Raw genomic sequence first — 26,630 nt, 5'->3', positions numbered from 1 at the left:
CACTTCAGGGAAGTTGTGGCCCGTGTCGATCATCAAGAGCGGGTAAGGGATGCGGCCCGCGCCAAAGGCCTTCTCTGCGCACTTGAGCATGACCAGCGAATCCTTGCCGCCCGAGAACAGCAGGGCGGGGCGCTCGAAGGCGGCGGCGACTTCGCGCAGGATGAAGATGGTTTCTTCTTCCAGGGCGTCGAGGTGGGAGTTGTTGAGGTGGTAGCTCATGTTGTTGGTTTTCTCAAGCAGCGCTGAGTCGGTGCGGGCGTTCATGGTCGGACCTGGGGTCAGTGGGCAATGTGCAGGCCACACTCGCGGTTGTCTTCGCCCTTGGTGGGGTCCACGTAGTCGAAGTTGTTGGGCAGGCCGTGTTTCACGCAGTACTCGTGCAGGTCTTTGGACGACCAGTGCAGCAGCGGCGCGACCTTGACGAGGCCGTCGGGGTTGATGCTCACCGGGTCCATCTGCGCGCGCACGGCGGTATCAGTGGCGCGCAGCGCAGTGAACCAGACTTGCGGCGCGGTCTCGCGCAGGGCGCGGGCAAAGGGTTCCAGCTTCACCTCTTCGGTGAAGGCTGCGTGGCGCGGGTCGTCCAGCGCGGGCGTAGGGCCGTCCACCGCTTCGCGGTGGGCGCGCGAGCGCAGTGGCAGGTAGATCTTCAGTTTCAACCCCAGCTGCTGGGTCACTTCGTCGGCAAAGCGGTAGGTGGCTTCGGTGTTGTAGCCGTTGTCCATCCAGACCACGGGTACGTCAGGATTCACCTGCGTGACCATGTGCAGGATCACGGCTTCGAAGGGGCGAAAGTTGGTGGTGACGATGCTGGTCTTGCCCAGGCTCAGGGCCCATTCCACCAGGGCGGGCGCGTTGCGGCCCAGGTCGGCGTTGATGCGTGCGAGATCGATTTGACTCATGGTGAGGGACTCGTGTGTTGGTGCAGCGGGCGCGTGGGCAGTGGGTCTGTCAGGCAGCCTTGGCGGCAAACAGGGGTTGGGGGTTCACTGCGTCGCCCTGGTAGAAGCCAGGGAAGCGTTCAAACTGGCGCTGCGCATCGGCAGCGTCCACGCCCTCGCGCAGCACAGCGCTGGAAAAGCCCGTGCGTTGCATCTGCACCAACTGATCGATCAGCACATCGCCGGTGGCGCGGATCTCGCCCGTAAAGCCACGGCGGCGGCGCAGCAAGAAGGCCTGGCTGAATGCGCGGCCATCGGTGAAGTTGGGGAAGTGCAGATCCACACGGTCCACCCCATCGAGCGGTAGGGCCAGCGCATCGGCATCGTTGGGCAGGGCCACGGCGCGGGCGTCGCCGTCGGCAGGCGGCTGGTGGTCTTGGGCGGCGATTAGTTTCAACATCATGTCTGTGGGGCTGTGCTGTACGGCGCTGCGGGGCTCAGGCGGCAGCGGTTTCTGGTTCTTTGTGGCGTGCCTGCTTGGCGGCTTCCTTGAACGGGTCGAGGCCAGTGCGGCGCACGGTGTTCTGGAAGGTCTCGCCGCTTTCGCGCAGGTCGCGGTAGGCGCCGAGCACGGCCTCGATCACATCCGGCACTTCGGCCGCCGAGAACGAGGGGCCAATCACCTTGCCGGCCACGGCAGCGCCCGACAGGTCAGAGCCGTCGGAGCCGCCCAGCGTGACCTGGTACCACTCCTTGCCGTCTTTATCGACGCCCAGGATGCCGATATGGCCGCTGTGGTGGTGGCCGCAGCTGTTGATGCAGCCGCTGATATGCAGGTCGATCTCGCCGATGTCATCCAGCTCGTCCAGGTCCTGGTAGCGCTGGGTGATGGCCTCGGCAATCGGCAGCGAGCGGGCGTTGGCCAGCGCGCAGAAGTCGCCGCCGGGGCAGGCGATCATGTCCGTCAGCAGCTGCACGTTGGCGCTGGCCAGGCCCAGGGCCTTGGCTTCTTGCCACAGGTCAAACAGGCGGCTGGCGTGCACCCAGGGCAGCAGCACGTTCTGGTCGTGCGTCACGCGGGCTTCGCCGGCGGAGTATTTGTCCACCAGGTCGGCCAGTGCGATCAGCTGCTCGCTGGTGGCGTCGCCGGGCGACTGACCAGGGCGCTTGAAGGACAGTGTGACAGCGCGCAGCTGGGCATTTTGGTGGGCGTGCACATTGCGCTTGAGCCAGCGGCCAAACATCACATGCTCTGCCGCCTGTGCGTCCAGCGATGCCTGCAAGGCTGCGGGGGCCACGTCGGCAATGTCGGCCAGCTTGGGTGGCACAAAGCAGGCGGCCACGCGGTCAAATTCGCCCTGCGGGATGGTGTGGGGGCCGCCGTCGATCTCCAAAATCTGGCGGTATTCGGCTTCCACATCGTCGATGTACTGCTGGCCCTCGGACTTCACCAAAATTTTGATGCGGGCCTTGTACTTGTTGTCGCGGCGGCCGTGCTCGTTGTACACGCGCACGATGGCCTCGATGTAATTCATGATCTGGTTCCACGGCAGGAACTCGCGGATCACGGTGCCGATTACCGGCGTGCGGCCCATGCCGCCGCCCACAAACACCTTGAAGCCGATCTCACCTGCATCGTTCTTGACCAGGTGCAAGCCCACGTCGTGCCAGCCGGTGGCCGCGCGGTCGTCCTTGGCGCCGGTGATGGCGATCTTGAACTTGCGGGGCAAAAACGCGAACTCGGGGTGCAGCGTGGACCACTGGCGGATCAGCTCCGCATAGGGGCGGGGGTCCACGATCTCGTCCACGGCGATGCCTGCCAGCGCGTCGGTGGTGGTGTTGCGGATGCAGTTGCCGCTGGTCTGGATGCCGTGCAGGTTCACGCTGGCGAGCAGGTCCATCACGTCCGCGCTTTTGGACAGCGGAATCCAGTTGAACTGCACATTGGTGCGGGTGGTGAAGTGGGCGCAGTGCGTGGGCAGGAACGTGGTGCCCAGCTTGCCCTGGCCTTCCATGGCGGCCTTGAAGACGGCGGCTTCGGGCTCGTCGTATTCGCGGGCAATCTGCGCCAGCACGCGCAGCTGGCGGCTGGCGATCTCTCCGTAGGGCACGGCCACGCGCAGCATGGGGGCGTAGCGCTGCACATACCAGCCGTTTTGCAGGCGCAGGGGGCGGAAGTCGTCCTCGCTCAGCTTGCCCGTCTGCCAGCGCGTGAGCTGGTCACGGAACTGTGCGGCACGCTGTTTCACGAACTGGGTGTCGAAAGCGGTGTATTGGTACATAGGGGCTCAGATCAGAATCAGTTTGAAGCCTGCCCAGGCCAGCAGAATGGACAAGGCGGAGCGAATCAGGCGCTCAGGAGTACGGGCGACGAGGCGAGAGCCCAGCCAGATGCCCGGCAGCGAGCCAGCCAGCAATTGTGCAAGCAAAGGCCAATCCACCGAGCCCAGGGATGCATGACCCAACCCTGCCACCAAGGTCAAAGGTACGGCGTAGGCAATGTCGGCACCGATGATGCGTGGCAGCGGCAGCATGGGGTACACCAGCAGCAGCACCGTGACGCCGATGGCGCCTGCGCCGACGGATGTGAAGGTCACCAGCGTGCCGATCACGGCGCCCAGCAGCACCGGCAGGCTCCAGTGGCGGGGGCGGGTGGGGTCTCCGGTGTGGCTTTTGCGGGCAGCGGCTTCGGCTGCCTGGCGCTGGGCAGAAAACGCCACCACCTTGTAGAGCGTGGCCGCCGCCGTGAGCAGCAGGGCAAAGCCCAGCGTGGTGGTCATGATGGCCTGCGCCGTGCCGCTGGCGGGCCCCAGGACTTTCAGCGCCCACAGCGCCAGCAGCGCCGCCGGAATGCTGCCGGCGCACAACTGGCCCACCACTTTCCAGGGCACCAGCCGTTGGCGGGCCAGGCTCACGGTGCCGCCCATTTTGGTGAATGCCGCGAACAGCAGGTCGGTGCCGACCGCCATGTGTGGCTTGATGCCGAAGAAGAAGATCAGGATCGGCGTCATGAGCGAGCCGCCGCCCACACCGGTCAGGCCAACGATGAGCCCGACGGCAAAGCCCGCAAAAACAAACGCCAATTCATGCATGGCGGCGAATGTAGAGGGGCTTCTTATGGATGCAAACTATTGTTTTGCTCTGCCAATATGCTTATTTGTTTATAAGCAAGGCTTGGCGCGGGCTGGCGGGGTGGCCGCCGCCGGCCACCCACTTGCCGAGAGGGTGTTACGGCAGGCGCTCGGTGCCCAGCGCCTTGGTCAGCCGCGCATCCAGCGGCAGGGGCTCGCCCTGCACTCGGGCGGCCAGCAGTTCGCCGCACAACAGCGCCAGTGTCAACCCCCGTGCGCCCATGGCCGTGCTGGCCCACAGGCCCGGCAGGTGGACCGCATCCACCGGGCCCACGAGAGGCAGCCGGTCGGGCGCGGTGCAGCGCACGGCGGCCCATGTGCGCAGAGCGGGGGACTCGCCCGGGGCGGGCTGAGGCGCCGACACGGCCAGCCCCTGGGTGAACAAAGGCTCCAGCTGGGGCGCGATGCCGGGCAGCAGGCCCTGCAGCTTGGCCCAGTTGGTGGCATGGGCGGTGTGGATGTCGGCTGTGCTGGGCGGCAGGGCCTGCACATCGCGTTCGAACGTCGAGCCCATCACCCAGCCTTGATCGCCATCGGCTTGATCGCCCAGCGGGAACCGGGGCACCAGGTTGCCATTGCCGTTGGCTGGGAACGGAATCGATGGCAGCAGCGGTGTTGCCGGGTCGGCATGCACGCCCCACGACACTTGGCCGCGCACAGGCTGCAGGGGCCAGCGGTGGTTCAGCAGCGCCGCGCTGCCGGCGCCTGCGGCAATGACCACGGTGGGCGCCTCGGCCAGCACCTGGCCCTGGGCATCGAGTGCCTGCCAGGCGGTGATGGCCGGGCTGTGCGTCGTGGCGGGTGTCTCCACGCGCCGCAGCTGGGCTACCGCGCAATTTCCCCGCCATTGGATGCCAGGTTGGCCCAGCAAGGCCCTGGCCAGGCGCGCCGGGCGCACCCAGCCCGCCTGGTGGTGCCAGCAGGCGGTTGCGTCGGGCGGTAACTGGGCAGCAGCCAGGGCAGCGGGGGGCGCAGGCTCGCTCCAGGCGGCGCCCGGCCCTTGGGGCCAATCGGGCGACAGACCTGGGCTGCCGTCGGTGCGGTGCTCCAGCACGCCGCAATGTGCCCAGTCTACCCCCTCGTTCAGCAGCCAGCGGGCCTGCTCCAGCGTGGTGCGGATGCCGCTGCGCGACAGGCGCGACAGCACACTGTCGTCGGGCGACACATGGGGCGCAAACACGCCAGCGGGCAGGGCGGATGCGCCTGCGGCGGGCTCGGCGGCCTGGTCCAGCACGGTGACCTGCCAGCCGCGCCGGGCCAGACTGGCGGCGGCGGCGGCGCCTGCAATGCCGCCGCCGATCACGATGCAGGGGCCGGGCAGAGACGGCTCCGGTGTCGCCCCGGGCTGGCGCGGGGTGCGCGGCTCCCAGCGTGGGTTGTAGGTGGCGTGCAGGTTGTCGCGCTTGGGCGGCACGCCGGGCACGCGGGTCACTTCAAAGCCACATTGCGCCAGGGCATCGCGCACGGCGCGTGCGATGGTCCAGGTGGCGAGCTGTGTACCGCGACGGCAAGAGCGCGCCACGGCTTTCAGCGTGTGCAGGTCCCAGCTTTCGGGGTTGCGCTGGGGGCTGAAGCCGTCGAGGTAGATGGAGTCCACCGTCAGGTTCTGCTGGCGCAGCATGGCCTGGGTGTCGCCCACAAACAGGGTGAGCAGCACCCGGCCTTCATCAAAACGCAGGCGGTGCACGCCCGGCAGCAGGCCCCACCACTGGCGGTGCAATGCCTCAGCCAGCGGCGCCAGCTCGGGGTGGACCGCGGTGGCGCGCAGCAGGTCGGCTGCACTCACAGGCCAGGCTTCGGTCGATACGAAATGCAGCAGCGTGGGGCGCTGCAGGTCAGCCCGCCAGGCGGCCCAGGTCACCAGGAAATTCAGGCCAAAGCCAAACCCGGTTTCCAGAATGCGCCACTGCGATTGCCCCGCCCAGGCCTCGGGCAAGCCACAGCCGTGCAGAAACACCCGGCGGGCCTGGGTGAGGCCGCCGTTTTCGCTGTGGTAGCGGTCGCCGAAGCGGGGGCTGTAGGGGGTGCCATCCGGCAGCCACTCGATGGGTTCAGTCATGGAAACGGCAAAAGGCCGGCGTGGCGCCGGCCTGTTGGAAAGGGAAGGCGGTTTCTACCGCGAACCGCTCCGGGGTGTGTTGCGCTGCGTCACGCACTTGGCGGGACGTATCCCGCCGCAGCATCTGCGCCGCCGCCGAAGAAATGATTCTCCATCTGCCGCGCCAGGTACTGGCGGGCACGCGCATCGGCCAGGTTCAGGCGGTTTTCATTGACCAGCATGGTCTGGTGCTTGAGCCAGCCGGCCCAGGCTTCCTTGCTCACGCTTTCCCAGATGCGTTTGCCCAGCTCGCCGGGGTAGGGGGGGAAGTCGAGGCCTTCGGCTTCCTTGCCGAGCTTGATGCATTGAACGGTGCGTGCCATGGGATGTCCTTGGTGTGGGGCGAGCGAAAAAGGCTTCGCTCAGATGATTTGGATATTAAGAACTGAAATCTCAGTAGTTCCAGTTTTGAAGAGGGCCTTCCAGAATGCGTTCCATCGGTGATTTGCACCGCAACACATTCACAAAAAGAGGCCCTTCCATGAACTTTCGCCGCGACTTTATCAAGTTTCCCTTCGCCGCTGCCCTGGTCAGCAGTTTGGCCCTGACGGCATTGCCGTCGTTTGCACAGTCTGTGACGCTGCTCAATGTGTCGTACGACCCGACCCGCGAGCTGTACGTGGAGTTCAACCAGGCCTTTGCCAAGCACTGGAAGGCCAAGACCGGCCAGGACGTGACCATCAAGCAAAGCCACGGCGGCTCAGGCAAGCAGGCGCGCTCCATCATCGATGGGCTGGACGCCGACGTGGCCACCCTGGCGCTGGCGGGCGACACCGATGCGCTGCACACCAACGGAGGCTGGATCCCGAAAGACTGGCAAAAGCGCCTGCCGCACAACAGCTCTCCCTACACCTCCACCATCGTGCTGGTGGTGCGCCAGGGCAACCCCAAGGGCATCAAAGACTGGGACGACCTGGTGCGCCCCGATGTGAAAGTGATCACGCCCAACCCCAAGACCTCGGGCGGCGCCCGCTGGAACTACCTGGCAGCGTGGGAATTTGCCAAGCGCAAGTACGGTGGCGACGCCAAGGCCAAGGACTTCGTGGCCAAGCTGTACGGCAACGTGCCCGTGCTCGACACCGGCGCACGCGGCTCCACCATCACGTTTGCGCAGCGCAACCAGGGCGACGTGCTGATTGCGTGGGAGAACGAGGCCTACCTGCTCGAAAAGGAATTCGGCACCAAGTTCGACGTGGTCGCGCCGTCCATCTCCATCCTGGCAGAGCCCGCCGTGTCGGTGGTGGACAAGAACGTGGACAAGAAGGGCACGCGTGCCGTGGCCGAGGCCTATCTGCAGTACCTGTACACCGAAGAAGGCCAGGACATTGCGGGCAAACATTTTTACCGCCCCGCAGTCTCTGACAAGGCCAAGGCCAAGTACGCCAAGCAGTTCCCCAAGCTGAACCTGTTCACCATCAACGACGCGTTCGGTGGCTGGGACAAGGCTGCCAAGGACCACTTTGCGGACAACGCGAGTTTCGATCAGATCTACACGCGCAAGTAAGCAGGCCCAACCGCCCCGAAGGTGGCTGGGGTGATGCTCCAGCCTCCATGGAAGAACCCTGGCCCCAGCGGGCCGGGTGGGGCGTTGTTTGTCCTTTTTATAAGAAAAACAAGCTCAAGCGCTAGTCCGTCATGCGCTGGTAGCTATCAAAACAGTAGTAACAAAGGAACCAACACCATGTCCGCCTTGCTCATCGCTGGCAGCCCTTCAGAGCGTTCCCGCTCCGCCGCCTTGCTCGACGCCGTGGCCCAGCGCCTGTCGGTGCGCGGCGCGCTGGTGGATCGCGTCCATATCCGCGACCTGTCGCCCCAGGCGCTGTTGCTGGCCGATTTTGGCCATCCCACCGTGGTGAAGGCGATTGACCAGGTGGCAGATGCCAGCGTGCTGGTGGTGGCTACGCCTGTCTACAAGGCGGCGTACAGCGGCGTGCTCAAGGTGTTTCTGGATTTGTTGCCGCAGACAGCTCTCAAGGGCAAGACCGTTCTGCCCCTGGCCACGGGCGGCAGCCCGCACCACATGCTGGCGCTGGACTATGCGCTGCGCCCCGTGCTGCAGTCGCTGGGTGCCAAGAGCATCCTGCCCGGCATCTACGCCACCGACGCCCAGGTCACGCTGACGCCCGAGGGCACCTACCACGTGCAGGCCGACATTGCCGCCCGGCTGGATGACGCGGTGAACGTGCTGGTCACCGAAACCCTTCGCCCATCGCCCGCCCAGGCCACACGGTTCGCGCCCGTGCATTTCTCGCAAGTGCGATGTAGCGTCTGACGGACCAAGCGCCGGCGGCCCTGGCCGCAGGTGCCCACGCTCCGCCCGCCTTCCTCCGTTCCATTGTTTACCTGGTAATGCCCGCTGAGCGCAGGCAGGGCGGGCTGTTGCCTGCTTGTACAAAAAAAGGTGCTGTTCATGTCCGGTGACGCAATCCCTCTGTCCGCACAGCCACAGGCTCCATCGGTCCTTGAAGACCGTCCCCTGGGTTTGCGCGACGCCCTGCGCTGGCTGGGTATTGCCTTGCTGGTGGTGGCCTCGCTCGTGGTCATCGGTGCCTTCTTGCTCATGCCGGTAGTGCCTGTCGCGGGCTGAACTCCCACAGTTTTGGCCTCTTTTTGCCGCCCCATTTTTCTAGAAACAAACCATCACCATGACGACACATTTCTCTCTTCATCGCCGCCAGGCGCTGCTCACCGGTCTGGCCGCCGCCGCTCTCGGCGTCACGGGGGCCCCGGCCCTTGCACAAACGACTGCGCCCGGCCGCGTGCTGCGCGTGGGCCACCAAAAAGGCTGGCTTTCCATCCTCAAGGGCCGTGGCACGCTCGAAAAGCGACTGGCCCCGCTGGGCGTGAAGGTCACCTGGACCGAGTTCAACGCCGGCCCCGTGCAACTGGAAGCGCTCAACGTCGGCTCCATCGACTTTGGCGACGTGGGCGAAGCCCCGCCCATCTTCGCCCAGGCCGCTGGCGCGCCGCTGGTCTACGCTGGCGCCACGGTGCCGCGCCCCGCGCTGGAGGCCGTGATCGTGCCCAAGGACTCCCCGATCCGCAGCGTGGCCGACCTCAAGGGCAAGCGCGTGGCCTACAACAAGGGCTCCAACGTGCAGTATTTCCTGGTCAAGCTGCTGGAGAAGAACGGCCTGAAATACGGCGACGTGCAGTCTGTCTTCCTGGCCCCAGCCGACGCGCGCGCCGCGTTTGAAAAGGGCGCAGTCGATGCCTGGATCATCTGGGACCCGTTCCTCGCTGCCGCCCAGAAGACGCTGGACGCCCGCCTGCTGGCGGACGCCACAGGTGTGGTCAACAACCGCGCCTACTACTTCACCTCGCGCGACTTCGCGACCAAGAACACCGATGTGTTGCGCATTGCGATCGAAGAGGTCAATGCGATTGACACCTGGGCGTCCAAGAACAAGGCGGCTGCAGCCGCAGAGCTCTCTGCCGTTCTGGGGCTGGACAAGTCCATCACCGAGCTGTACCTGAACCGCGCGCAGTTCGGCACCGCCCCGGTCACGCGCGAGATCCTGGCCGAGCAGCAAGGCATTGCCGACACCTTCTTCGACCTGAAGCTGATCCCCAAAAAGCTCAACCTGCTGCACGCCGCGCCGGTCGATCTGCTGTAACCCCACCACCCAGACCACAAACACGTTCCAAGGAGCTTGCCATGCCTGCGCCCATGCCTTTCCCGTTGCACGCCCAGCTGCGACGCGTTCTGTGCGTCACGGCCTCCGCCTGGGGGCTGAACGGTCAGCAGCGGCGCGCGGTCTTGCGCCCGCCCCAGTTCGGCTTTGCCATCTCCTACTGATTTCGTTCGGACCTCGCTGAGATCCCGTTTTGAAAAGACCTGTCCCATGCAAATCTTCTGGTTCATTCCCACCCACGGCGACAGCCGCTACCTTGGCACCGCCAAAGGCGCACGCCAGCTCAGCCATGACTACCTCCAGCAGGTGGCGGTTGCCGCTGACAGCCTGGGCTACGAGGGCGTTCTGATACCCACCGGCCGCTCCTGCGAAGACCCGTGGGTGGTTGCGTCCAGCCTGCTTGCCGTGACCAAGAAGCTCAAGTTCCTGGTGGCCGTGCGCCCTGGCCTGCACCAGCCCGCACTGGCTGCACGCATGGCGGCCACGTTCGACCGGCTTTCGGGCGGGCGACTGCTCATCAACCTGGTGACCGGGGGCGATCAGGCCGAGCTGGAGGGCGACGGCGTGTTTCTGGACCACGCCACGCGCTACGAGCAGTCGGCCGAGTTCATCCGCATCTGGCGCGAAATCCTCACGCGCAGCCACCAGGGCGAAAGCCTCGACTACGAGGGCAAGCACCTCACGGTGAAGGGCGCAAAACTGCTGTTTCCGCCCTTGCAGCAGCCGCACCCACCGGTGTACTTCGGTGGGTCGTCTGACGCCGCCCACGACCTGGCGGCCGAGCAGGTGGAGACCTACCTGACCTGGGGTGAACCCCCCGCCGAAGTGGCCAAGAAGGTGGCCGACGTGCGCGCCCGCGCTGCAAAGCGGGGCCGCACGGTCAAGTTTGGCATCCGCCTGCACGTCATCGTGCGCGAAACCGAAGACCAGGCCTGGGCCGCTGCAGAAGAACTCATCAGCCATGTGGACGACGTGACCGTGGCGCGTGCCCAGGCGGTGTTCTCACGCATGGATTCCGAAGGCCAGCGCCGCATGGCACAGCTGCATGCGGGTGGCGTCAAGCGCAGCCGCGCCGACCTGGAGATCAGCCCCAACCTGTGGGCTGGTGTGGGCCTGGTGCGTGGTGGTGCGGGCACGGCGCTGGTGGGTGACCCGGAAACGGTGGCGGCGCGCATCGAGGAATACGCGGCGCTGGGGCTGGACACCTTTGTGCTCTCAGGCTATCCGCACCTGGAAGAGGCTTACCGGTTTGCCGAGCTGGTGTTCCCGCTGCTGCCCGTGGGCGTGCGCGAGAAGCTCTCTGGCGGCAACCCGCTGGGGCCGTTTGGCGAGACCGTGGCCAATGACTTTGTGCCCCGCGCGTCGCAAAGCTGAATCGGCACCGCAGGAGATATGCCATGAGCATCCAGTCCATCAACCACGTGCAACTGGCCTTCCCGGCTGGGGCCGAGGCGCCCATCCGGCGCTTTTACGCCAGCCTGCTGGGCCTGCCCGAGGTGCGCCTGCAGGCCGGTAACACGCTGCGGTTTGCAGCGGGCACCCAGCGCATCGATCTGGTGCCTACCGAGCACTGGCAACCGGCGCCTGCGGTGTCGCACCTGGCCTTCGAGGTGCAGGACTTGCCCGCGCTGCGCCACCGCCTGCTGCAGGCCGAGCTGCCACTGGTGGAAAACCGCGCGCTGCCCGGCTACCTGCGCTTTTACGTCAAGGACCCGGCGGGTAACCAGCTGGAGTTCCTGGAGCCCGATAACGAACAGGACATCACACCATGACACAGACCACCCGAGAGCTGCAGATATCGCCTGTGGCGGACTCCGTCGATCTCCCGCTCGAAGGGCCTTTGCTCCCAGCGTCGCTGGTCCGCTTTGTGGCCAATGTGGCGCAGCGTCTGCTGCCCTGGGCCGTGCCTGTAGGGCTCATCGTGTTGTGGCAGATCGCCTCTTCTTCGGGCTGGCTTTCCACCCGCGTGTTGCCTGCACCGCTGGAAGTGGTGAAGGCAGCCTGGACGTTGACCCTGTCTGGCGAGCTGTGGACCCACGTCAAGGTCAGCGCAGGCCGGGCGCTGGCGGGTCTGGCCATCGGGGGCGGGCTGGGATTGCTGCTGGGCCTGCTCACCGGCTCGGTCAAGCTGTTCGAGACGCTGCTCGACTCCACCATCCAGATGGTGCGCAACATCCCTGCGCTAGCGCTGATTCCGCTGGTGATCCTGTGGTTCGGCATCGACGAGTCGGCCAAGCTGTTCCTCATCAGCGTGTCGGTGTTCTTCCCGATCTATCTCAACACCTTCCACGGCATCCGCAATGTGGACCCGGGCTTGATTGAGATGGGCCGCACCTACGGACTGGGGCGCTGGCAGCTGTACCGCCAGATCATTCTGCCTGGCGCCTTGTCGAGCATCCTGGTGGGACTGCGCTTCTCGCTCGGCCTGATGTGGGTGATCCTCATCGTGGCAGAGACCATTTCGGCACAGGCGGGTATTGGCTACCTCACGATGAATGCGCGGGAGTTCCTGCAAACCGACATCGTGCTCGTGGGCATCTTGCTGTACGCGTTGCTGGGCAAGCTGGCTGACGTGTTTGCCAAGGGGCTGGAGCGCTACTGGTTGCGCTGGCACCCCGGCTACCAGACGGCTTGAGCTGCGGGGCGCTGACTCCGACATTCCTACAACGCATTCATCACGACCATGACCCTTCCTTTCCTGATTCATCGGCGCGCCGTGCTCGGTGCCCTTGCGGCCCTGTCCAGTGGCCTGGCTGCGGCGCAAGGCAAGCCCGAGACCTTGCGCATTGGTTTGCAGAAATCATCCACACTCACCACCATCCTGCGAACACGGGGCACGCTGGAGCAATTGCTGGCACCGCTGAACGTCAAGGTCTCGTGGCACGAGTTCACCAGTGGCCTGCCTTTGCTCGAAGCCCTGAACCTGGGCAACATCGATGTCAGTGCCGACGTGGCCGACACCGTGCCCGTCTTCGCCCAGGCGGCCGGCGCCAACCTCACCTTCGTGGCGCAGGAATCGCCATCGCCCGCCGCCCAGGCCATCGTGGTGCGTGCCGATTCGCCCATCAAGACCGTGGCCGACCTCAAGGGCAAGAAGATCGGTTTTGCCAAGGCGGCGGGTGTGCACTTCTTGCTGATTGCAGCCCTGGAGAAGTCCGGCCTGACGTTCAAGGACATCGAGCCCGCCTACCTCACGCCGGCCGACGGCCGTGCAGCCTTTGAGCGTGGCGCCATTGACGCCTGGGTGGTGTGGGACCCGTTCCTGGCCGCCGTGCAAAAGCAGTCGGCGGTACGGGTGCTGGCCGACGGGCGTGATCTGGCGTCTTACCAGCGCTATTACCTGGCCGGGACTCCCTATGCCAAGGCCCGACCCGATGTACTCGGTGTGTTCTTCCACGAGCTGCAGAAGGCCGGTGCCTGGGTCAAGCAAAGTCCCAAGGACGCAGCCGCGCTGCTGGCACCGGTGTGGGGGCTGGATGCGGGCGTGATCGAGCTGGCCAATAGTCGCCGCAGCTATGAGGTGCGCGCCGTGGTGCCCACGGCCCTTGCCGAGCAACAGCGCATTGCGGATGCCTTTTTGGCCGAAAAGTTGTTGCCCAGGCGCGTGAATGCCCTCGATGTGCCTCTCTTCAAACCCGGAGCCTGATGCCATGAGCCAGAACGATCCCAACACAGCGCAGGGCGTGCGCCTGGAAGTGCGCAGTGTGGACAAGCGCTACGGCACGCGCGATGTCCTCAAGAAGACCGAACTCACGATTGAACCCGGCCAGTTCGTTGCGATTGTGGGCCGCAGTGGCTGCGGCAAGAGCACGCTGCTGCGTCTGGTGGCGGGCCTGGAGTCAGTCTCTGGCGGTGCGATCCGCCTGGACGGCCGGGACATCACGGGCCTGAGCGGTGACACCCGCATCATGTTCCAGGACTCGCGCCTTTTGCCCTGGAAGCGTGTGGCGGACAACGTGGCCCTGGGCCTGCCTCCCGAGCGGCGCGGCGCTGCGGCCGATGTGCTGGCGCGCGTGGGCCTGGGCGACCGGCTGGGCGAATGGCCGGCACGCCTGTCGGGCGGCCAGCGCCAGCGCGTGGCCCTGGCGCGTGCGCTGGTGCACAACCCGCGCCTGCTGCTGCTGGACGAACCCCTCGGTGCGCTCGACGCACTGACCCGCATCGAGATGCACCGCCTCATTGAAGGCCTGTGGCGTACCAGCGGCTTTACGGCATTGCTGGTCACCCACGACGTGCAAGAGGCCGTGGCCCTGGCAGACCGCGTGATCCTGATCGAAGACGGCCAGATCGCGCTGGACCAGCGCATCGACCTGCAACGCCCCCGTTCGCACGGTGACTCCGCGTTTGCCGCCATCGAAAAACGCATCCTGGACCGGGTGCTGCAAAAGCCTGATGGCGACCCCGCACACGAGGCGCCATGGCCAGGTGTGCCAGCGCATGGCCTGCGCTGGGCGGTGTGATTTTTCTGTTTCTCTCACCCACTGTTTTCATTTTTCAACGGACTATTCAAGGAGAACCCCATGTCCATTCAAGCCATCAACGTACGCAACCAGTTCAAGGGCAAAGTGCGCGAGATCATTCGCGGCGATGTCGTCTCTGAGGTCGATGTCGAAACCCCCTGGGGCATCGTCACCTCCGTCATCACCACCCGTTCGGTGGACGACCTGGGCCTGGTCGTGGGTTCCGATGTGGTCGCACTGGTCAAGTCCACGGAGGTGTCCATCGCAAAGCTGTGATGGAGCACGGCGCGCAGCCATCGTGGGTATTGCGGCTGAATTGCGCGCAAAGCGGGCGGTTGAAGCGACCTGCTGCGTGCGGGGGCCTGCGGTGCTTTGGACGAAGACTGCGACGGGCGAATAGCTCGTTTGGAAACGGTCGCATCGCAGGAGGGGAGGGCTGGGGGTTCATCAAGACAGCCGCAGCCCGCCTTCTTTTTGACCATCCACCACGTGCCTGTTCATGGCGCTGCTCGCATTCCAGGCCCCGCAGGGGCCTGTTTTTTTGGGGGCGGAACGATGCACGGGCGTGTGTTCAACCCCATAGACCAAGCGCAGTTGCGCTGAATGGTGGTTTTATGTATGATAAACATCATGCGAAATAGACAGCCCAATGCCCGAGCCGCCGCCAAAGAAGCGACCCATGAGCGCATCGTGTCGGTGGCGGCGCGGGCGATCCGTCGCCAGGGCTACCATGGCACCGGGGTTGCGGACATCATGAAGGAAGCAGGCCTGACGCATGGCGCCTTCTATGCGCACTTCGAGTCTCGCGAGGCCATGCTGGCCGAAGCGGCAACACAGGCGTGCGCTCAGTCTGTGGCGACGGTGGCGGGCGCTGTGGCGGGGGAGCCCGCCTTGCAGGCGATGGCAACCGTGCTCAAAGCCTACCTTTCGCGCGAACATGTTGAGAGCATCGAAACGGGTTGCCCTCTGGCCGCGTTGGGCTCCGAAACCTCGCGCCAGTCCCCTGAGGTGCGACGCGTCTCCACCCGGCACATCAAGGAAATGGTCGATCTGATTGCGCGCCAGTCACCCCAGTGGGGCCAGCCAGAAACGCATGAGCAAGCGCTTGTCACCTTGTCCACCATGGTGGGAGCGCTCGTGCTTGCCCGTGCTGTGGACGACGCCGCGCTGTCCGACAGCCTGCGCGAAGCCGCGCTCAAGCACCTGTTGCCGGCGGAAACGGCATAACGCGGATTCACACCCTGTCTCTTCTTGATCGTGCGATGGCACGCATTTTTTTATCATTACATATGATGTTTATCATGCGAAATTGCGGCCCAAACTCTGCACAGCATCTGGCGCGTCATGGATGGACGGCGTTTTTGGTGGAGCCTCGCCAGTCCGCGTGGCATTGCTGTGCAGCCATGCAATCCCTTGCAGCAAAGGAAACCCCATGAAAGCGTTTGTTCTGGATCGCTATGCCAAAAAGGGCGTACTCCGGCCTGCCGATGTTCCTGCTCCCTCCCTGCGCGACGATGAGGTGCTGGTGGAGGTCCATGCAGCGGGCGTCAACCCGCTCGACGCCAAGATCCGAGATGGTGAGTTCAAGCTCCTGCTGCCTTACAAGATGCCGCTCATCCTCGGGCACGATGTGGCGGGCGTGGTGGTGCGGGTAGGGCCGCGCGTGCGGCAGTTCAAGCCGGGGGACGAGGTCTATGCCCGGGCGGACGACTTTCACATCGGCACCTTTGCGGAGCTGATTGCGGTCAAGGAGTCTTCGCTGGCCTTCAAGCCCCGCAGCCTGACCATGGAAGAGGCAGCGTCGATCCCGCTGGTGGGCTTGACGGCATGGCAGGCGCTGGTGGAGAAGGCCCAGGTCAGCAAAGGGCAGAAGGTTTTCATCCAGGCGGGATCGGGGGGGCTGGGCAGCATTGCTATCCAGCTGGCCAAGCACTTGGGCGCCACCGTGGCCACCACCGCCGGCGCGGGCAGTGCCGCACTGGTCCAAAGCCTGGGCGCGGACGTTGTCATCGACTACCGCCAGCAAGATTTTGAAAACGTGCTGCGCAACTATGACGTGGTGCTGCACAGCCAGGACAGCAAGGCGCTGGCCAAGTCCCTGCGCGTGCTCAAGCGCGGAGGCCAACTTGTCTCTGTCTCGGGCCCACCCGATCCCGCATTCGGCAAAACCCTTCGTGCGTCGGGCTTCTTGCGGATGGTGTTCCGGCTGTTGAGCGCCGGTACCCGGCGCCGTGCCCAAGTGCTGGGCATTGGCTACTCGTTCCTGTTCATGCGTGCACAGGGCAGCCAGCTGCAGGAGATCACGCGTCTGGTGGATGCAGGGGCCATCCGCCCGGTGATCGACAAGGTGTTTCCCTTCGACGCAACCAACGAAGCCATCGCCTACGTGGAAACCGGCCGTGCCAAGGGCAAGGTCGTCGTCAAGGTGCGCTGAGCTCGCTTACTGCTGCCTCGCACCCGTCTCGCGTCCGTCTCGCACCTATCGAGCCCTCACTCCATATCCATCCTTAGCACAGCCCGTGCATATCCCTGTTCAGTCCCACCCCAACCCTGGAGATTCCCATGAAGATCGAAAACGCTGTTGTCCTCGTCACCGGTGCCAATCGCGGCATTGGCCTGGCCTTTGTTCGCGAGCTGCTCGCACGCGGTGCGCGCAAGGTCTACGCCGCCGCGCGCGATCCGTCCACCATCGTCCCGCAACCCGGCGTGCAGGCTTTGCGCCTGGACGTCAACAACCCCGAAGAGGTGGCGGCCGCCGCCGCGCAGGCGTCTGACGTGAGTTTGGTGATCAACAACGCGGGCATCGCCCAGCCCGGCGGGTTTCTGGCGGCCGACAGCGAAGAGGTCATGCGCCGCATCTTTGAGACCAATGTCTTTGGCGTGCTGCGTGTCAGCAAAGCCTTTGCCCCGGTCCTGCAGTCCAACGGAGGCGGGGCGCTGCTCAACGTGCTGTCTGTGGCGTCGTGGGTGAATGGCGGCGAGCTGGCTGCATACTCGGCCAGCAAGTCTGCGGCCTGGTCGCTCACCAATGCACTGCGCCACGAACTGGCCGCGCAAAACACGCAGGTCCTGGGCCTGCACATGGCGTATGTGGATACCGACCTGACGCGCGGCTTTGACGTGCCCAAGACCAGCCCGGTTCAGATCGTGCGGCGCGCGCTGGATGGCCTGGAAGCAGGCGCAGACGAGGTGCTGGCCGATGAGCTCACACAGCATGTCAAGCTCGCGATGACAGCCACGCGACCCAGCTACCTGCCGCAAGTGGCCTGAGTACGCCGCGCAGGGGCCACCCAGCTGGCGTGGCGCTCTGGGTGGCCCCTGGTGGCGACAAAGATCGGCCACCCAGCCGCCGGGTATCTGGCAAGAACCCTGGGGCTATTGCCCCCAGAACCGCCCGTGTTGCCTACACTCGGGCCCATGACGACCCTTCTGGTTTGCCCTTTTGCCGCCCTGGCTGTGCTGCCCCCTGCAGCGGCCTGCGCGCGAGCGGTGGCCAAGAAGAACGCGCGTCGTCAGCTGACGCCGGCACATTCCTGAGCCCGGCGGCACCCTCTCTCCTCATCCCCTTGTAGCGCAACCATCCACCGCCGGGCACCAGCCAAGCGCGGTAGCGGCCGTCTTGTCCCCACGGGGCACCGCCGCATTCGATGGAGTGCTTTGTATGCATGCAGTTGTGACCCCTGGCGAGCGCACGCTCACCGACCTGGACTATTCGCGCCTGACCAAGCTGGTCGGCAACCGGCCAGCCCCCTTGCTGGACGACCTGCTGGCCAACGCCGATATCACCAGCCCGCGCACCGTGCGGGCAGACGTGGTCACCATGAATTCACGTGTGGAGCTGGTGGACCAGCACACCCACCGGCGCCAGGTGCTGACCCTGTGCTACCCGCAGGACGCTGAGCCTGCGGCGGGCTTCATCTCGGTGCTGTCGCCGGTCGGCATCAGCCTGCTGGGCTTGCGGGCCGGGGACGTGGCCCGTTGGCAAACGCCCCATGGCGAAGAGTGCTCCGCCACCATCGAAAGCATCCAGTACCAGCCTGAGGCCACGGGCGACTACCTCACCTAGTCGCCTCCGCATTCCGGCCCGCTGCGGGCCGTACCACCGGATCACTGCCCACCAGACCGGCGCCAATCGCAATGGCCGCCGCTAGAGGCGTGCGCGTTGTTCACCACAGAAGGACGTACCACCATGACCCCTCGCTCCATCCTCGTCGTCACCGACTTTTCTGAACTGGGAGGGCACGCGCTGGCGCGCGCAGCGCTGCTGGGCGCAGAGCATCGGGCTGCGTTGCAGCTGGTGTATCTCTCCCAATCCGGCGAAGTGCCGCCACCCGACGTGGCCGTGCGACTGTCGCACCATGCGCTGCAGATTCGGCAGCGCCACCAGATTCCTGTTCATGCCGGAACACGCGTGGATTGCACGGTGGCGGATATCGCCCGCGCGGCAGCGGGTCACGACCTGGTGGTGTGGGGCATGGCCCCGCAGCGCGGGTTGCGGACCTGGTTCGGCGCGCACCCTGCGATCCAGTTGCTCCGTGCCTGCCGGCGCCCCGTGATCGTGGTGCGTAGCGCAGCGGCACAGCCCTACCAGAGCCTGATGGTGGCGGTGGACTTTTCTCAGGCTTCGCATCGCCTGGTGGAGCTGGGCCTGGCGCTCCACCCCCGCGCACGTGTGGAACTGTTCCATGCCGTCAGCACTGCCAATGAGGGCAAGCTGCGTTATGCCGAAGTGTCGGAACGCGCCATCCAGATCTACCGCGAGCAGTGCAGGCGCCATGCGCAGGACCGCATGTTCACGCTGACCGACTCGTACGATGTGCGGCGCAACCGGCTTTCATCCTCCATCGGCCGGGGCGACCCGGCGCGGCAAGTGCTGGTGGCGCAGCAAGGGGCCGGGGCCGACCTGATCGTGGTGGGCAAGCATCCCGCGTCCCGGTGGGCAGACTGGCTGTTCGAGAGCGTTGCGCAACGCATCCTGCGTGAAGCCCGCACGGACGTGCTGGTGGTACCGCACGGCTTTCAGTCCGCATCCCGGGGGGCCGCCCTGAAACGCCTGGCGACCGATCTGCCCGTGCGCCGTGTCAAGGCAGGCCAGCCGCGCCTGCCGAGCCATCCCAACCCTGCGGCGCTGCAGGGAGGCGCATGAAGAAGGAGCCCTGTGGACAGCCCTGCCGAGGTCCTTGGGATCGGCGTGCATGAGGCCTAGGCGGCCTTCGCGAGCAGCGTTGTGTACCGGCTCGCGGGCCGTACCAAGCCCAGATTTTCCCGCAGGGTGGTGCCTTCGTAGGCGGTGCGAAACAGACCGCGCCGCTGCAGTTCAGGCACCACCAGTTCCACAAACTCGTTGAGTGATTGGGGCAACACAGGCGGCATCACGTTGAAGCCGTCCGCCGCCCCGTTCTCAAACCATTCCTGCATGCGGTCGGCAATGGTCTCGGGTGTACCGATCACCACCCAGTGGCCGCGTGCACCGGCGAGGTATTCGTACAGCTGACGCACGGTGTATTTCTCTCGCCGGGCCAGCTCCAGCACCACGTGGGCGCGGCTGTTGATGCCCTTGGGTGGCTCGGGGATGTACGGCGGAGGTGCGTCAAGGTTCCACTTCGACAGGTCCTCTCCGGGCCAGAAAGGGGTGAGAGTGGCCAGGCCCACGCTGGGGTGGATCAGGGCCTGCAGCTCGGCCCACTTGGCCTGGGCTTCTGCCTCGGTGCGGCCAATCACGGGGGAGATGCCGGGAAGCACCAGCAGTTCTTCAGGACTGCGGCCGTACTTGGCCATGCGACCCTTCACATCCTTGTAGAAGGCCTGGGCCTCGGCCATGCTGGTCCAGGCGGTGAAGATGGCTTCGGCCGTCGCGGCGGCCAGTTCCTTGCCGTCTTCCGAGGAGCCGGCTTGCACAATCACTGGGTGGCCTTGCACCGAGCGCTCGATGTTGAGCGGCCCTTGCACCTTGAGGTGTTTGCCCACGTGGTTGAGTGCGTGCAGCTTGTCGGGGTCAAAGTAGATGCCGCTTGCCTGGTCGCGCACCAGGGCGTCGTCGTCAAAGCTGTCCCACAGCCCCTTGACCACGTCCACAAATTCGTGGGCGCGCTCGTACCGCGTGGCGGGGTCCGGGTGCGTGTCCAGGCCAAAGTTGCCGTGCACATTTTCGGCGCTGGTGGTCACCACGTTCCAGGCGGCCCGGCCCTTGCTGATGTGGTCCAGCGACGCAAACTTGCGCGCCAGCAGGTAGGGGTCTTCGTAGGTGGTGGAGGCTGTGGCCACAAAGCCGATGTGCTTGGTGACGACCGACAGCGCTGCCCACAGCGTCACGGGCTCGAAGTGCGAGATCCGTCCCTGGCGGCTGAAGGACTCGCGGTCGCCCTTGTGCCACACGCCGGGGCTGTCGGCCACGAACACCTGGTCAAACAGGCCACGTTCGGCTGTTTTGGCGACCTCGATGTAGTGATCGATGTTGACGCCCGAATCGACCTGTGAGCCCGGGTGGCGCCAGGCGGCTACGTGGTGGCCCGTGGCCATGATGAAAGCGCCGAGGCGCAGTTTTCTGGATGTGTCGGGTTGGGTCATGTGAGATTCCAAAACTTGTGGAGATGGCTCGCGGCCTTCGACACTGGCGCGGCCCAGGCCAGTGCACCCGTGGAACCGGCTTTGCCGGGCCAGGGGGGGGGCCTCCCCAAGGGGGACGGCGCCGAAGGCGACTCAGGGGGGCTACTCGGTAATAGTGATGCGATGCAGCTTGCGGTGCTGCGGAAAGAAGTCGCCCACTGCGTAGTGCTGGGTGGAGCGGTTGTCCCACACGGCCAGCGTGCCCGGCGCCCAGCGCAGGCGGGCCTGGAACTCGGCCACCTGGGGCAGGGCAAACAGCTGGGTCAGCAGCGCATCGCTGTGCGTGCGGTGCAGGCCCTTGATGTGGCTGGTGAAGGTGGGGTTCACGTACAGGATCTTCTTGCCCGTGACGGGGTGCACGCGCACCACGGGGTGCTCCACGGGCGGGTACTTGGCGCGGGCGGCCTTCAGTTCTTCGCCGCTGGCGTCCTTGCGCAGCAGGTACTCCGTCCAGCCACTGATCTCCCAGGTGTGCACGGCCGTGAGCGTTTCCAGGTAAGCCTGGAAGGCGGGCGGCAGGCTGGCGTACGCGGCCGTGAGGCTGGCCCACAGCGTGTCGCCGCCGCTGGCCGGGATCACCTGTGCATAGAGGCTGGTGCCCAGCGGCGGTTGCTCGCGCCAGGTGATGTCCGCATGCCATTGGTTGGACGCCTTGGGGCGCTCGGCCGTGCTCTCCACGATTTCGATCTCGGGGTGGCTCTCCAGCCGGGGGAAGAACGCCTTCACCTCGGCCACATTGCCAAAGCTGCGGGTGAAGTCCACCTGCTGCTGCGGCGTGATGTGCTGGTCGCGGAAGAACAGCACCTCGTGCACGGCCAGTGCCTGGCGCAGCTCGGCCTGCGTGGCGGCGTCCAGGGGTTGGCGCAGGTCCAGCTCGTGGATGACTGCCCCGATGGTGGGGGTGTAGGGCTCTACCGCAAAGCGGGTAAACGTGGTGTGCAAATCGTTGATCTTGGACATGGCGCTGCTTTCTGAAACGGTGGGGTGATGAAAGAGAACTCCCACACGATTGGGACAGCGCGCAGTGCGCGCATCAACGAAGCAGTTCGCATATGCATAGTCGGAAAACTGCGCCTTGCACTGGCGCGCGTGGGCCTGCCATCCGCAAATTTGGATATCTGTTTTTGGTCGTTGGCCCCCGCGCAGGGCCTGCCTAGAGTGATCGGCGACGTGTGCAGCACATTGCGCACGCACACCGGAACGACAACAGGCACGAAGGGTCAACAGATGAAAAAAACGCAATGGAAAACAGCGCTCTGGGCGGCTGCCACGACAGCCAGCGCAGCGGTGGCCCTGGGCCTGTGGGCGGGTAGCGCAGCCGCACAGGCGCAAGATCCCCTGAAGGTGATCCGCATCGGCATCGCCACCGGCGGTGTGGGCAGCGACCCGGTGCGCCATGGTGGCACCTCGGCCGCGCTGGCCTACACCGATGGCGGGCTGGAAGAAGAGTTCAAGAAGGACGGCGTGAAGGTGCAATGGACCTTCTTCAAGGGCGCAGGCCCGGCCGTCAATGAGGCACTGGTCAACAAGCAACTGGACTTTGCGTGGCAGGGCGACCTGCCCTCTATCGTGCACCGGGCCAGTGACGTGAAGACCAAGATCATTCTGGGCAGTGGCGTGCGCGGCGGGCTCTACCTTGCGGTGCCGCCCGACTCCAACATCCGCCGCCTGGAAGACCTCAAAGGCCGCAAGGTGGCCGTGTTCAAGGGCACCAACCTGCATCTGGCAGCCGTGCGCGCGCTGGCCGACAAGGGTCTGAGCGAGCGCGATGTGAAACTGCTCAATCTGGATTTGCCCAGCGCTGAGGCGGCGTTGGTCAGCAAGGACATCGACGCCGCATTTGGCTATGTGGGTTTTTTCAAGCTGCGTGACCAGGGCCTGGCCAAGGTGGTGTGGTCGGCCGCAGAAGATTCCTACAAGTACACCCGCCAGACGGCGCTGCTGGTGACCGACGACTTCGCCGCCCGCCACCCCAAGGCGGTGGAGCGCGTGGTCAAGACGGTGGTGCTGTACGCCCATAAATATTCCGACGAAAACCGCCGTGCCGAACTGTTTGCGCAGTGGGGCAAGGCCGAGTACGCCGAGAAGGTGTGGCGCGAAGACTTCATTGGCCAGCCGCTGCGCGTGCGCCTGTCGCCACTGCTCGACCCATTTCTGGTGGCGCGCTACAAGGACGCGGCCGACGAGGCCCACAAGCTCAAACTCATCCGCAAGAAGCCAGAGATCGATAGCTGGTTTGACCGCCGCTATCTGAACGCTGCACTCAAGGAGCTGAAGCTGGAGAGCTACTGGCCCGTGTATGGCGCCAATGGGGATCTGGTCGCCGCCCCTTGATGCAGGTCTCCAATCCGAACCACGGTGTCCAAGCCCGGAAAAGCCGCTCACCACCGCTCGTTGCAACCCGCCCGCACCTTGTGCGCGGCGGGTTTTTTGTGCCTGCGCCGAGGCAACCTCATAACGCAAGCGTCGCTGCTCATGCCGCAAACATCTTTGTCATTGCATATGAGTATTAACCATTTATTTTTATAACAAACGTCTTTTACATTTCTTTTGGTTGTTATCGATGGCGCTGCGCTCACCCCAGGTGGTAGCAACTCCACCACCCACAAAGGAAATGCAAAAGATGGCGATACCCGCACTGAACGCGGCCGGGCCAGGCTGCCCCGAGAGCCCGCTGGATGCGCTGCCGGATGCTCCCACACGCCGCCCCCCAGCGGTAAGGCAAAACGCCGCCTGGACTTGGGCGAGGCGTTCGCTTTGGGCCTGGCCCTTTCCGCTGGCCGTGCTGGCGCTGTGGCAGCTCTCCGCCCTGTGGGGTTGGGTGCCCGAGCAGGTGCTGCCCCCGCCCGCCGCCGTGTTCAAGGTGTTTGGCGAGCTGCTGGCCAGCGGAGAGTTGTGGGACCACCTGCGCATCAGCATGGTCCGTGTGTTTGCGGGCTTTGGCATCGGCCTGTCGCTGGGCCTGGTGCTGGGTGGTGCCATGGGCCTGTCGCCGACATTCCGTGACTACTTCTTCCCATTGTTCAAGGCCTTCAGCCAGGTGCCGGTGATCGGCTGGCTGCCGCTGCTGATCCTGGTGGTGGGCATTGACGAGGGGCTCAAGTTTCTGCTGATCGCCAAGGCGGCCCTGGTGCCGGTGGCTATCAACACCTGCCAGGGCATTCAGAACGTGCCCAACCGGTTGGTGGAGGTGGCGCGTGTGTATGGCTTTACCCGCTGGCAGATGCTGCGCAGGGTGGTGTTTCCGGCAGCTACGGCGCCCATCTGGAACGGCGTGCGCTATGGCCTCACGCATGCCTGGCTGGCGCTGGTGGTGGTGGAGCTGCTGGCGTCGTCGGAGGGCATTGGGTTCCTCATCGTCTATGGCCGCCAGCTCTTTCAGCTGGACGTGGTGCTGGCCGCCGTGCTGGCCGTGGGCATCGTGGGGTTTGTGATCGACAAGCTGCTGGCCGTGTCCGAGGCCTGGCTGCTGCGCTGGCGCAAGCCGGGTTTGTGAACGGGGTGTGCCAATGTCTTCTGTGAACGTGCAACGCAACGTGTTCCAAAAAGTGCCCGCACGCCTGCGGGGCTGGTTGCTGCCCGTGCTGATCCTGGCGGTGTGGTGGGCGGTGGTGGCTTCGGGGGCGTCTGATTCACCCCTGCTGGTATCGCCATTGGCCGTATGGCAGCGCGGTGTGGGCCAGGTTGTCAGCGGCGAACTGTGGGTGGCCTTGTCGGCCAGCCTGTGGCGCATGGGCTGGGGGTTCGGCATTGGCTCCGGCATCGGGCTGGCGGTGGGTGCGCTGCTGGGCTGGTCGCGCTGGGCCGAGCGGCTGGTGGGGCCTACGTTCCACACGCTCAAGCAGATCTCGCTGTTTGCGTGGATTCCGATGCTGTCGATGTGGTTTGGCCTGGGCGATACCGCCAAGGTAGCGTTTGTGGCCATGGCGGCGTTCTTTCCGGTGGTGCTCAACACGCTGGAGGGCCTGCGCAGCGTGCCGCGTGAGTACCTGGAGGTGGCCCGCGTGTACGAGTTCAGCGTGTGGCAAACGTTGCGCCGTGTGGTGGCGCCTGCCGCCGCGCCCTCACTGTTCACCGGCATCCAGCTCTCGCTCATCTACAGCTGGCTGGCCACGCTGGGGGCCGAATACCTGCTGGCCTCGGGCAAGGGCATTGGCAACACGCTGATCGACGGGCGCGAGCATTTCTGGATGGACCTGGTGCTGTTTGGCGTGGTGGTGGTGGGCCTGGTGGGCTTTGTACTGAACGCGCTGCTGGCCGCACTGGAAAAGCGCCTGCTGGCCTGGCGTGATCGCACGATCGCCAGGTACTGATGCTGCTGACGCATCGCATACGCATACGAACACAAGGAAATCAACATGGCACACGCCGGTACCCTGGCCATTCGCGGCCTGAACAAGCAGTACGAGGTCAAGGGCGAAGCCCTGCCCGTGCTGCAGGACATCCACCTCACCATCGAGCCCGGCGAGTTTGTGAGCATCGTGGGCTCGAGCGGCTGCGGCAAGTCCACGCTGCTGCGGCTGGTGATTGGCCTGGAGGGCGATTACCAGGGCGAGATCCTGCTCAACGGCCAGCGCATTGTGGGCACCAGCCTCAACCGGGGCATCGTGTTCCAGGAGCACCGCTTGTTCCCCTGGCTCACGGTCGAGAAGAACGTGGCGCTGGGCCTGCTCAACTCCAGCCTGACCGAAGGCCAGCAGCGCGCCACCGTGCGCGAGCACATTGCGCTGGTGGGCCTGCAAGGTTTTGAGACGGCCTACCCGCACCAGCTCTCGGGCGGCATGTCGCAGCGCGTGGCCATTGCGCGGGCGCTGGTCAACCGGCCCGACATCCTGCTGCTGGACGAACCCTTTGGCGCACTCGACGCCATGACCCGTACCCACCTGCAGCAGGAGCTGCACCGCATCTGGCAGCAGGAGGGCATCACCATGATCCTGGTGACCCATGACGTGGAAGAGGCCGTGTACCTGGGCGACCGCGTGGTCGTGATGGAGCCGCGCCCCGGCCGCATCCGCCGCACCGTGCCGGTGGGGCTGCCCCATCCGCGCGAGCGCACCTCCCACGCGTTCACCGCCATCAAGGACAGCGTGCTGCGCGAGTTCTCCGGCCACCCGGCGGCCGACCTGGCCGAGCCACCGCTCAAGCGCGGCGAGCAGCTGGCGCCTGCCGCGCAGTGGCAATTTGCTGTTTGATTGTTTGTTCCCCTTTTACAGATCCCCGAGATTCCCATGACACAACAAAACCTCCTCGCTTTTTCCACGCGCCGTTCGCTGCTGGTGGCTGGCGCTGCCGCATTGGCTGCCCCCATGGTGCTGCGCGCACAGTCGCCCGCCAAGGTCATCCGCATCGGCTCGCCCGACCTGGGAACGGCCGGCAAGCCTTCGCCGGGCGGCAGCGTGTTTGCGGTGCTGCAGGCCAACAAGTGGCTGGAAGATGAATTTTCCAAAGACGGCATCAAGATCGAGTGGAACTTCTTTCGCGGCGCAGGCCCGGCCGTACACGAGGCGCTGTCGGCCAAGCAGCTCGACATCGTCTCTCTGGGCGACCTGGCCGCCGTCATTGGCCGAGCGCGCGGTCTGCCCACCCGCTTCATTGCTGCCACGGGCCGGGGCAGCAACAGCTATCTGGCCACGGCGCCGGGCGTGAGCATCAAGACCGTGGCCGATCTCAAGGGCAAGAAGGTCACGGTGCTCAAGGGCACCGCCTACCAGCGCACCTTCGACAACCTGCTGGCCACGGCGGGCCTGACCGAAAAGGACGTGAAGCTCATCAACATGGACTGGCCCACCTCCAAGGCCGCCGTGGTGGCCGGGCAGATC

At 65.2% G+C, this 26,630-nt stretch carries 30 protein-coding genes; 21 read left to right on the top strand and 9 right to left on the bottom strand.

The window, feature by feature from the left end:
• From AC04MI_RS13180 to AC04MI_RS13150, 7 genes are all read right to left on the bottom strand, one after another.
• A partial coding sequence (locus AC04MI_RS13180; protein ID WP_476497949.1) for a phosphoadenosine phosphosulfate reductase domain-containing protein occupies window positions 1-264 on the bottom strand: 264 nt, incomplete at its 3' end.
• A gap of 14 nt (window positions 265-278) precedes the next feature.
• On the bottom strand, window positions 279-902 hold the full coding sequence (locus AC04MI_RS13175) for a phosphoadenosine phosphosulfate reductase domain-containing protein (protein WP_395455157.1): 624 nt from the start codon (window positions 900-902) through the stop codon (window positions 279-281).
• 49 nt (window positions 903-951) lie between these two features.
• Window positions 952-1,341, bottom strand: coding sequence for a DUF934 domain-containing protein (locus tag AC04MI_RS13170; protein WP_395458275.1), 390 nt, complete (start codon window positions 1,339-1,341; stop codon window positions 952-954).
• Window positions 1,342-1,378: 37 nt separating this feature from the next.
• Complete coding sequence (locus AC04MI_RS13165; protein ID WP_056744252.1) at window positions 1,379-3,163, bottom strand: nitrite/sulfite reductase; 1,785 nt, start codon at window positions 3,161-3,163, stop codon at window positions 1,379-1,381.
• A 6-nt stretch (window positions 3,164-3,169) separates the two neighbouring features.
• Complete coding sequence (locus AC04MI_RS13160; RefSeq protein WP_056744255.1) at window positions 3,170-3,973, bottom strand: sulfite exporter TauE/SafE family protein; 804 nt, start codon at window positions 3,971-3,973, stop codon at window positions 3,170-3,172.
• A 136-nt stretch (window positions 3,974-4,109) separates the two neighbouring features.
• Window positions 4,110-6,071, bottom strand: a complete 1,962-nt coding sequence (gene mnmC / locus AC04MI_RS13155) for a bifunctional tRNA (5-methylaminomethyl-2-thiouridine)(34)-methyltransferase MnmC2/FAD-dependent 5-carboxymethylaminomethyl-2-thiouridine(34) oxidoreductase MnmC1 (RefSeq protein ID WP_476497948.1) — start codon at window positions 6,069-6,071, stop codon at window positions 4,110-4,112.
• A gap of 89 nt (window positions 6,072-6,160) precedes the next feature.
• Window positions 6,161-6,433, bottom strand: a complete 273-nt coding sequence (locus AC04MI_RS13150; RefSeq protein WP_010461281.1) for an oxidative damage protection protein — start codon at window positions 6,431-6,433, stop codon at window positions 6,161-6,163.
• Window positions 6,434-6,591: 158 nt separating this feature from the next.
• Between AC04MI_RS13150 and AC04MI_RS13145 the strand changes: the two genes are divergently transcribed.
• The 16 genes from AC04MI_RS13145 (at window position 6,592) to AC04MI_RS13070 (ending at window position 19,351) form a co-directional block, all read left to right on the top strand.
• Window positions 6,592-7,614: a sulfate ABC transporter substrate-binding protein gene (locus tag AC04MI_RS13145; RefSeq protein WP_476497947.1), complete on the top strand. Its 1,023-nt coding sequence runs from the start codon at window positions 6,592-6,594 to the stop codon at window positions 7,612-7,614.
• Window positions 7,615-7,791: 177 nt separating this feature from the next.
• Entirely contained in the window at window positions 7,792-8,382 is a 591-nt protein-coding gene (ssuE, locus tag AC04MI_RS13140; RefSeq protein WP_056067455.1) for an NADPH-dependent FMN reductase, read from the top strand.
• Window positions 8,383-8,520: 138 nt separating this feature from the next.
• Window positions 8,521-8,697 (top strand): hypothetical protein, encoded by a 177-nt coding sequence (locus tag AC04MI_RS13135; protein ID WP_158236071.1) that lies wholly within the window; start codon window positions 8,521-8,523, stop codon window positions 8,695-8,697.
• 58 nt (window positions 8,698-8,755) lie between these two features.
• The gene (locus AC04MI_RS13130) at window positions 8,756-9,727 is read left to right on the top strand and encodes a sulfonate ABC transporter substrate-binding protein (RefSeq protein WP_116749593.1); all 972 of its coding nucleotides are present in this window, start codon (window positions 8,756-8,758) and stop codon (window positions 9,725-9,727) included.
• 41 nt (window positions 9,728-9,768) lie between these two features.
• Window positions 9,769-9,909, top strand: coding sequence for a hypothetical protein (locus tag AC04MI_RS13125; protein ID WP_199227627.1), 141 nt, complete (start codon window positions 9,769-9,771; stop codon window positions 9,907-9,909).
• A 46-nt stretch (window positions 9,910-9,955) separates the two neighbouring features.
• Window positions 9,956-11,119 carry an FMNH2-dependent alkanesulfonate monooxygenase gene (gene ssuD, locus AC04MI_RS13120; protein WP_099729974.1) on the top strand — a complete coding sequence of 388 codons (1,164 nt, stop codon included), beginning with the start codon at window positions 9,956-9,958 and terminating at the stop codon, window positions 11,117-11,119.
• 23 nt (window positions 11,120-11,142) lie between these two features.
• On the top strand, window positions 11,143-11,517 hold the full coding sequence (locus AC04MI_RS13115) for a VOC family protein (protein WP_056744268.1): 375 nt from the start codon (window positions 11,143-11,145) through the stop codon (window positions 11,515-11,517).
• A complete protein-coding gene (ssuC, locus tag AC04MI_RS13110) occupies window positions 11,514-12,380 on the top strand; it encodes an aliphatic sulfonate ABC transporter permease SsuC (RefSeq protein WP_056067463.1) in 867 nt (288 codons plus the stop codon). Before AC04MI_RS13115 ends, ssuC begins: the two co-directional genes overlap by 4 nt.
• 48 nt (window positions 12,381-12,428) lie before the next feature.
• Window positions 12,429-13,391 (top strand): aliphatic sulfonate ABC transporter substrate-binding protein, encoded by a 963-nt coding sequence (locus AC04MI_RS13105; protein ID WP_436075373.1) that lies wholly within the window; start codon window positions 12,429-12,431, stop codon window positions 13,389-13,391.
• Window positions 13,392-13,395: 4 nt separating this feature from the next.
• On the top strand, window positions 13,396-14,205 hold the full coding sequence (locus AC04MI_RS13100; protein WP_436075372.1) for an ATP-binding cassette domain-containing protein: 810 nt from the start codon (window positions 13,396-13,398) through the stop codon (window positions 14,203-14,205).
• A 60-nt stretch (window positions 14,206-14,265) separates the two neighbouring features.
• Entirely contained in the window at window positions 14,266-14,481 is a 216-nt protein-coding gene (locus AC04MI_RS13095; protein ID WP_015013774.1) for a TOBE domain-containing protein, read from the top strand.
• A 342-nt stretch (window positions 14,482-14,823) separates the two neighbouring features.
• Window positions 14,824-15,432, top strand: coding sequence for a TetR/AcrR family transcriptional regulator (locus AC04MI_RS13090; protein WP_476497946.1), 609 nt, complete (start codon window positions 14,824-14,826; stop codon window positions 15,430-15,432).
• A gap of 205 nt (window positions 15,433-15,637) precedes the next feature.
• Window positions 15,638-16,639: an NADP-dependent oxidoreductase gene (locus AC04MI_RS13085; RefSeq protein WP_146869625.1), complete on the top strand. Its 1,002-nt coding sequence runs from the start codon at window positions 15,638-15,640 to the stop codon at window positions 16,637-16,639.
• A gap of 128 nt (window positions 16,640-16,767) precedes the next feature.
• Window positions 16,768-17,475: an SDR family oxidoreductase gene (locus AC04MI_RS13080; RefSeq protein ID WP_056744276.1), complete on the top strand. Its 708-nt coding sequence runs from the start codon at window positions 16,768-16,770 to the stop codon at window positions 17,473-17,475.
• A 391-nt stretch (window positions 17,476-17,866) separates the two neighbouring features.
• Complete coding sequence (locus AC04MI_RS13075; protein WP_099729981.1) at window positions 17,867-18,271, top strand: GreA/GreB family elongation factor; 405 nt, start codon at window positions 17,867-17,869, stop codon at window positions 18,269-18,271.
• 123 nt (window positions 18,272-18,394) lie between these two features.
• A complete protein-coding gene (locus AC04MI_RS13070; RefSeq protein ID WP_436078579.1) occupies window positions 18,395-19,351 on the top strand; it encodes a universal stress protein in 957 nt (318 codons plus the stop codon).
• Between the two features lie 56 nt (window positions 19,352-19,407).
• Here the strand turns inward: AC04MI_RS13070 and AC04MI_RS13065 are convergent, their stop codons facing one another.
• Together AC04MI_RS13065 and AC04MI_RS13060 are read right to left on the bottom strand one after the other, a co-directional pair.
• Window positions 19,408-20,772, bottom strand: a complete 1,365-nt coding sequence (locus tag AC04MI_RS13065; protein ID WP_476497945.1) for an LLM class flavin-dependent oxidoreductase — start codon at window positions 20,770-20,772, stop codon at window positions 19,408-19,410.
• A gap of 141 nt (window positions 20,773-20,913) precedes the next feature.
• The gene (locus AC04MI_RS13060; protein ID WP_476497944.1) at window positions 20,914-21,771 is read right to left on the bottom strand and encodes a TauD/TfdA dioxygenase family protein; all 858 of its coding nucleotides are present in this window, start codon (window positions 21,769-21,771) and stop codon (window positions 20,914-20,916) included.
• 267 nt (window positions 21,772-22,038) lie between these two features.
• On the opposite strand from AC04MI_RS13060, the gene AC04MI_RS13055 reads away from it, so the two are divergent.
• The 5 genes from AC04MI_RS13055 to AC04MI_RS13035 form a co-directional block, all read left to right on the top strand.
• Entirely contained in the window at window positions 22,039-23,145 is a 1,107-nt protein-coding gene (locus AC04MI_RS13055; RefSeq protein ID WP_056744284.1) for an ABC transporter substrate-binding protein, read from the top strand.
• 289 nt (window positions 23,146-23,434) lie between these two features.
• Window positions 23,435-24,307 (top strand): ABC transporter permease, encoded by an 873-nt coding sequence (locus tag AC04MI_RS13050; RefSeq protein ID WP_476497943.1) that lies wholly within the window; start codon window positions 23,435-23,437, stop codon window positions 24,305-24,307.
• A 13-nt stretch (window positions 24,308-24,320) separates the two neighbouring features.
• Complete coding sequence (locus AC04MI_RS13045; protein ID WP_476497942.1) at window positions 24,321-25,124, top strand: ABC transporter permease; 804 nt, start codon at window positions 24,321-24,323, stop codon at window positions 25,122-25,124.
• A 45-nt stretch (window positions 25,125-25,169) separates the two neighbouring features.
• Window positions 25,170-26,003: an ABC transporter ATP-binding protein gene (locus tag AC04MI_RS13040; protein WP_436078584.1), complete on the top strand. Its 834-nt coding sequence runs from the start codon at window positions 25,170-25,172 to the stop codon at window positions 26,001-26,003.
• A gap of 36 nt (window positions 26,004-26,039) precedes the next feature.
• The coding region (locus tag AC04MI_RS13035) for an ABC transporter substrate-binding protein (RefSeq protein ID WP_476497941.1) at window positions 26,040-26,630 on the top strand (591 nt) is incomplete at its 3' end.

The sequence above is a fragment of the Acidovorax sp. LjRoot204 genome, from assembly GCF_056175785.1.
The sequence above is the reverse complement of the archived record's forward strand: the minus strand, read 5'-3'. Positions and strand labels throughout refer to the sequence as shown.

What these genes read in the sequence shown, in the direction of transcription:
- AC04MI_RS13175 (WP_395455157.1), bottom strand. Translation starts at nt 902, where the DNA reads ATGAGTCAAATCGATCTCGCACGCATCAACGCCGACCTGGGCCGCAAC.
- AC04MI_RS13170 (WP_395458275.1), bottom strand. Translation starts at nt 1,341, where the DNA reads ATGTTGAAACTAATCGCCGCCCAAGACCACCAGCCGCCTGCCGACGGC.
- AC04MI_RS13165 (WP_056744252.1), bottom strand. Translation starts at nt 3,163, where the DNA reads ATGTACCAATACACCGCTTTCGACACCCAGTTCGTGAAACAGCGTGCC.
- AC04MI_RS13160 (WP_056744255.1), bottom strand. Translation starts at nt 3,973, where the DNA reads ATGCATGAATTGGCGTTTGTTTTTGCGGGCTTTGCCGTCGGGCTCATC.
- mnmC (WP_476497948.1), bottom strand. Translation starts at nt 6,071, where the DNA reads ATGACTGAACCCATCGAGTGGCTGCCGGATGGCACCCCCTACAGCCCC.
- AC04MI_RS13150 (WP_010461281.1), bottom strand. Translation starts at nt 6,433, where the DNA reads ATGGCACGCACCGTTCAATGCATCAAGCTCGGCAAGGAAGCCGAAGGC.
- AC04MI_RS13145 (WP_476497947.1), top strand. Translation starts at nt 6,592, where the DNA reads ATGAACTTTCGCCGCGACTTTATCAAGTTTCCCTTCGCCGCTGCCCTG.
- ssuE (WP_056067455.1), top strand. Translation starts at nt 7,792, where the DNA reads ATGTCCGCCTTGCTCATCGCTGGCAGCCCTTCAGAGCGTTCCCGCTCC.
- AC04MI_RS13135 (WP_158236071.1), top strand. Translation starts at nt 8,521, where the DNA reads ATGTCCGGTGACGCAATCCCTCTGTCCGCACAGCCACAGGCTCCATCG.
- AC04MI_RS13130 (WP_116749593.1), top strand. Translation starts at nt 8,756, where the DNA reads ATGACGACACATTTCTCTCTTCATCGCCGCCAGGCGCTGCTCACCGGT.
- AC04MI_RS13125 (WP_199227627.1), top strand. Translation starts at nt 9,769, where the DNA reads ATGCCTGCGCCCATGCCTTTCCCGTTGCACGCCCAGCTGCGACGCGTT.
- ssuD (WP_099729974.1), top strand. Translation starts at nt 9,956, where the DNA reads ATGCAAATCTTCTGGTTCATTCCCACCCACGGCGACAGCCGCTACCTT.
- AC04MI_RS13115 (WP_056744268.1), top strand. Translation starts at nt 11,143, where the DNA reads ATGAGCATCCAGTCCATCAACCACGTGCAACTGGCCTTCCCGGCTGGG.
- ssuC (WP_056067463.1), top strand. Translation starts at nt 11,514, where the DNA reads ATGACACAGACCACCCGAGAGCTGCAGATATCGCCTGTGGCGGACTCC.
- AC04MI_RS13105 (WP_436075373.1), top strand. Translation starts at nt 12,429, where the DNA reads ATGACCCTTCCTTTCCTGATTCATCGGCGCGCCGTGCTCGGTGCCCTT.
- AC04MI_RS13100 (WP_436075372.1), top strand. Translation starts at nt 13,396, where the DNA reads ATGAGCCAGAACGATCCCAACACAGCGCAGGGCGTGCGCCTGGAAGTG.
- AC04MI_RS13095 (WP_015013774.1), top strand. Translation starts at nt 14,266, where the DNA reads ATGTCCATTCAAGCCATCAACGTACGCAACCAGTTCAAGGGCAAAGTG.
- AC04MI_RS13090 (WP_476497946.1), top strand. Translation starts at nt 14,824, where the DNA reads ATGATAAACATCATGCGAAATAGACAGCCCAATGCCCGAGCCGCCGCC.
- AC04MI_RS13085 (WP_146869625.1), top strand. Translation starts at nt 15,638, where the DNA reads ATGAAAGCGTTTGTTCTGGATCGCTATGCCAAAAAGGGCGTACTCCGG.
- AC04MI_RS13080 (WP_056744276.1), top strand. Translation starts at nt 16,768, where the DNA reads ATGAAGATCGAAAACGCTGTTGTCCTCGTCACCGGTGCCAATCGCGGC.
- AC04MI_RS13075 (WP_099729981.1), top strand. Translation starts at nt 17,867, where the DNA reads ATGCATGCAGTTGTGACCCCTGGCGAGCGCACGCTCACCGACCTGGAC.
- AC04MI_RS13070 (WP_436078579.1), top strand. Translation starts at nt 18,395, where the DNA reads ATGACCCCTCGCTCCATCCTCGTCGTCACCGACTTTTCTGAACTGGGA.
- AC04MI_RS13065 (WP_476497945.1), bottom strand. Translation starts at nt 20,772, where the DNA reads ATGACCCAACCCGACACATCCAGAAAACTGCGCCTCGGCGCTTTCATC.
- AC04MI_RS13060 (WP_476497944.1), bottom strand. Translation starts at nt 21,771, where the DNA reads ATGTCCAAGATCAACGATTTGCACACCACGTTTACCCGCTTTGCGGTA.
- AC04MI_RS13055 (WP_056744284.1), top strand. Translation starts at nt 22,039, where the DNA reads ATGAAAAAAACGCAATGGAAAACAGCGCTCTGGGCGGCTGCCACGACA.
- AC04MI_RS13050 (WP_476497943.1), top strand. Translation starts at nt 23,435, where the DNA reads ATGGCGATACCCGCACTGAACGCGGCCGGGCCAGGCTGCCCCGAGAGC.
- AC04MI_RS13045 (WP_476497942.1), top strand. Translation starts at nt 24,321, where the DNA reads ATGTCTTCTGTGAACGTGCAACGCAACGTGTTCCAAAAAGTGCCCGCA.
- AC04MI_RS13040 (WP_436078584.1), top strand. Translation starts at nt 25,170, where the DNA reads ATGGCACACGCCGGTACCCTGGCCATTCGCGGCCTGAACAAGCAGTAC.